This window comes from Pseudomonas sp. NFACC37-1 (assembly GCF_900101575.1).
Taxonomy (GTDB): domain Bacteria; phylum Pseudomonadota; class Gammaproteobacteria; order Pseudomonadales; family Pseudomonadaceae; genus Aquipseudomonas; species Aquipseudomonas fluorescens_AA.
In genome coordinates this window covers 1-3,927 of record NZ_FMUZ01000079.1, presented here as the reverse complement: position 1 = coordinate 3,927, position 3,927 = coordinate 1, and the positions used below count along the sequence as shown (strand labels likewise).

The following is a 3,927-nucleotide window of genomic DNA, read 5'->3' as shown; positions in this document are numbered from 1 at the left end:
TCGGGCGGCGCAGTGACCGGCATTACGATTACCAACCCAGGGTCCGGTTATACCTCAGTTCCTACTGTTGCCTTTACCGGCGGCGCCGGTACCGGAGCAGCGGCCACTGCTGAGCTTGGCGATGGCGGGCTCAGCCTGCCAAACACCCGAACCTGGTTTGTTTTCGACGGGTACGTCTCTGACTTCCCGTTCGACTTCGCGGCCAACGCCGTGGTGAGCACCGCCGCCACTATCCAGCGTTCGGGCGGTTCCGCCTGGATTCGCAAAGTAACCGCGTAAGGGGTCAACGATGAATCTTGAGGAGCTGAAAAGAGCCGGCGGCATCGTGGCCGACGGCCTGGTGAAAAAGGAAATAGTCTGGAAGCATAAGAATCCGGACACGGGGAAAACGGTCACTGATAAGTTTTTCATTCATGTTCGACGGCAGTCTTTCGGAGTGATCGAGTCTTTGTTTGCTCCGGCAGACGACCAGAGCAGCCGAAATGCAAAATACATAGCGGCCTGCGTTCTGCTGGGAGATAAGGGCGAGGAGCAGTTGACCTATGAAAATGCGTTCGCCCTTTCCAATGACCTCGGATTTTTGTTCCTTGCAGCAGTGAACGAGGTCAACAGCAGCCCAAAAAACTAAAACCCTCCGATGAGTTTTGGCACGAACTTGTGCTGAGTGGAGTCGGAGGGCGCACAATCGAAGAAGCCAAGGCCAATATGTCGTTCTCAGAAGCGATGGCTTGGGTGAGATATAGGGATCGGTACGGTTCATTCAATGTTGGGTACAGGCTGGAACTGGCGGGCGCAATCGTGGCTCGTCAGGTTCATTTGGCTGCCGGCGGGAAACAAGAACTTAGTACGTTTATGCCGCACGAGCCGCCACCGGTGGTGACATTGGAGCAGGCAATGGAAAGCTGGGTTTGACCGTCATGTTCGTGGCGCAGATGATAGGGTCTACAGAACAGGAGTTTTGATAGATGAGAACTGTGTTGCTTGCGCTTGGAATGACACTGCTTGGGGGATGCTCGTTCGGGACAACTGATATCCTGAACAACGACTTTGGGTCGGTATCTCCGACAGCGCCTCCAGCAGACAGCGTTGGTTTATGGACAGGCTCTAGCGGGCCTTATCTTTTAACCTTAAAGCTTGAATCCGATGGCACTGGGAAAAGCTGTTCGGTTTGGAATGACAAGCGGGTGGTGGGCAGATTGAAGTACTCATCCGGCTCGCTGCTGTTCCAAGACGGAACTCGTATGGCTGTGCGGCGCGCTGGGGATGCTTTGATCGGACGGGCTCCTTACTCAGGCTCCAGGGATGTCACGTTTCGCGGAGATCCTGGACTAACCAGTGCCGATCCGTACTGCACGACGCGCATGTAACGCTAGACCCGCCCAGGCGGGTTTTTTTTCGCCTGGAGAATTGTATGGCAACCCGATCGCTTGGCACTTTGACGCTGGATTTGATCGCCAGGATAGGTGGATTTGAACAGGGCATGGACAAGGCTGGGCGCGTCTCACAAAAACGTCTCGGTGAGATCCAGAAGAGCGCCGAAGAGGTCGGTAAAAAGGTAGGTACCGCGCTGGCTGCGGTGACGACTGCGACTCTTGGCGTAGGAACTGCATCGTTGCTGATGCTGAAGAACACTGCCGAGAACACTGCCGAAACGGAGAAATGGGCCAAGTCCCTGAACGTTGGTGTCGGCGTCCTTCAACAATGGCAGTACGCCGCCGAACGCGCCGGGTTAAGCGGCGACAACATGGCCGACATATTCAAGGACATCGGTGACAAAATCGGTGACGCGCTTGTAACTGGCGGTGGGGAGGCAATTGATGCACTCAAGAAGCTGGGGTTGGAAGCAGAAAAACTAGCCGATCTTTCGCCAGATAAGCAGTTGCTTGCGATTGCCGATGGCTTAAAAAAGGTAGGCTCACAATCCGAAAAAATTAACATCCTTGAAAGTTTGGGGAATGATCTCTCGCGCATGCTTCCGCTTCTGGAAAACGGTGCGGCGGGCCTCAACAAGTTTATGAAGCAAGCCAGCGATTTCGGAATCGCAATGGACCCTGCCCAGATTGCCAATTTGGTCAAGGCTAACGAAGTTATCAAAGACCTCGAAGCTCAAGCCCAGGGGCTTCGCAATGAGTTCGTGAGCGGGCTTGCCAACGTGAATCTGGATCCATTGCAGGATTCGCTTGATGGTCTTCGGGACATAATCACCGATCCAATGTTCCAGCAGAATATGTCGGATCTTGCAAGCTGGGTCGTAAAGCTGACGGGTGCCGCAGCTTTAGGGTTGGCGAAGTTGCCTGACGATCTAAAGAATCTCGCAAACCAGTATCAAGTATTGAAGGCGCAGATCACCGGGACAGATAAAGATAGGCATTTAGCTGGCGTTGCTCAGGAGCAAGAGCTAAACGACAACTTAGCTTCGTATCAGTCAACCAATGGCAGCTTGAACAAGTTTATAACCAACCCGACTCTGGCTGTCGGCGATCTGTTCGGGCAAGACCTTGCCGCTGCTAAACAAGCCTCCGACCAGCGCCTGGCAAGCTATAAGGCATACACCGAGCAGATGGGTTGGTCGGAAAAGAAAACGAAGGATCTCGTTGTCGCAACAACGACGCTCAATGAGCAGGAAAAAAAGGTCACTGAAAGTCGGAAAGGTGCTTCGGGTATAACCCTCAAGCTTCTTGATTCTTATGACAAACTAGACAAGTTGCAGGGTGATCGATCCGCGCTGGTCGCCGCGATGTCAAAGGATCCGGACAACATTGAGCGTTACAAGCGCGCTCTGGCTGATATCGATAAGCAGATAGCATCATTGGATGGAACGACCAAGTCGGCCACCGAGGCACAGCAAAAATTCAAGCAGATCCAATCCGAAGTTGAAGGGTTGCAGATGCAGGCGAAGCTTCTCGGTTTGTCGAGCAAGGAGGCGGCGCTACTGCAGCTTTCCCTGAAAGGTGCCACCCAGGCGCAGTTGACCTCGGCCGATGCTGCACTTTCTGCGGTCTCGGCATACGAGGATCAAACGAAGGCACTTGAGAGCTACAAGTCTCTAGTTGTGGAGTTGATGACACCTGCGGAAAAAGCAAATACACAGCTCCGCGACAGGATCAAAATTCTGAAGGAGGCCAAGGTAACAGGTGATGAATACGCTAAATCGATCGAGCGAATCAGTGCATCAACTGTCTCCGAGGCGCCGCAATTCGGCGGCCTCGACGCTTCAGTTAACGGCCCGGCGGGTGAGCTGGTAAAAGTTGTCGCAGCCCAAGGCGAACTGGACAAATGGCGCGAGGATGAGCTTCAGCGGCAAAAAGATTACCTCGATGAGAAGCTGCTCAATGAGCAACAGTACGCTGATAACGTCTACGAGATCATGCGGCGAAGCAACGAACAGCAGCAATCTCTTCAGGCGTCTTGGCGCGCCGCAACGCTAGGCACATTTGCCACCGTGACCGGCGACGCCGCGGACATGCTCAAGGAACTCGGGGGCGAATCATCCACTGTTTATAAAGTGATGTTTCTCGCTTCGAAGGCGGCGAGCATCGCCCAGGCAGTGATAAACACTGAATTAGCGGCTGTCCGGGCTCTTGCTGAACTGGGGCCCATCGCTGGCCCACCGATGGCGGCTACGGTGCGCGGCTTGGGCTATGCCTCGGTGGGAATAATGTCTGCCACCGCAATAGCAGGTATGGCTCACAACGGCATAGACAACATTCCCAAAGAGGGGACTTGGCTGCTTGACGGCGGTGAGCGTGTTTTGAACCCTAACCAAAACAGAGATCTCACGAAGTTTCTCAATGAATCGCAGCCTAGCGGATCTGGGCTTGGCACTGGTGCATCAATCAGCATCAACGCCCCGATCACCGTCCAGGCACAGAAGGGAATGAGCGATCAGGAAGCCCAGCAGCAAGGCGAATCAATGGGCCAGGCTTT

At 54.1% G+C, this 3,927-nt stretch carries 4 protein-coding genes; all 4 read left to right on the top strand.

All coding sequences use genetic code 11. The features are described from left to right. A partial coding sequence (locus BLP82_RS31100) for a phage tail tube protein (RefSeq protein WP_305883189.1) occupies positions 1-279 on the top strand: 279 nt, incomplete at its 5' end. 10 nt (positions 280-289) lie between these two features. Then, positions 290-628 (top strand): phage tail assembly chaperone family protein, TAC, encoded by a 339-nt coding sequence (locus BLP82_RS29875; RefSeq protein WP_092177168.1) that lies wholly within the window; start codon positions 290-292, stop codon positions 626-628. A gap of 337 nt (positions 629-965) precedes the next feature. Next, positions 966-1,367 (top strand): J517_1871 family lipoprotein, encoded by a 402-nt coding sequence (locus BLP82_RS32255; RefSeq protein ID WP_371914159.1) that lies wholly within the window; start codon positions 966-968, stop codon positions 1,365-1,367. A gap of 44 nt (positions 1,368-1,411) precedes the next feature. Beyond that, positions 1,412-3,927, top strand: a 2,516-nt coding sequence (locus tag BLP82_RS29865) for a coiled-coil domain-containing protein (protein ID WP_092177162.1), incomplete at its 3' end; no start/stop codon positions are given.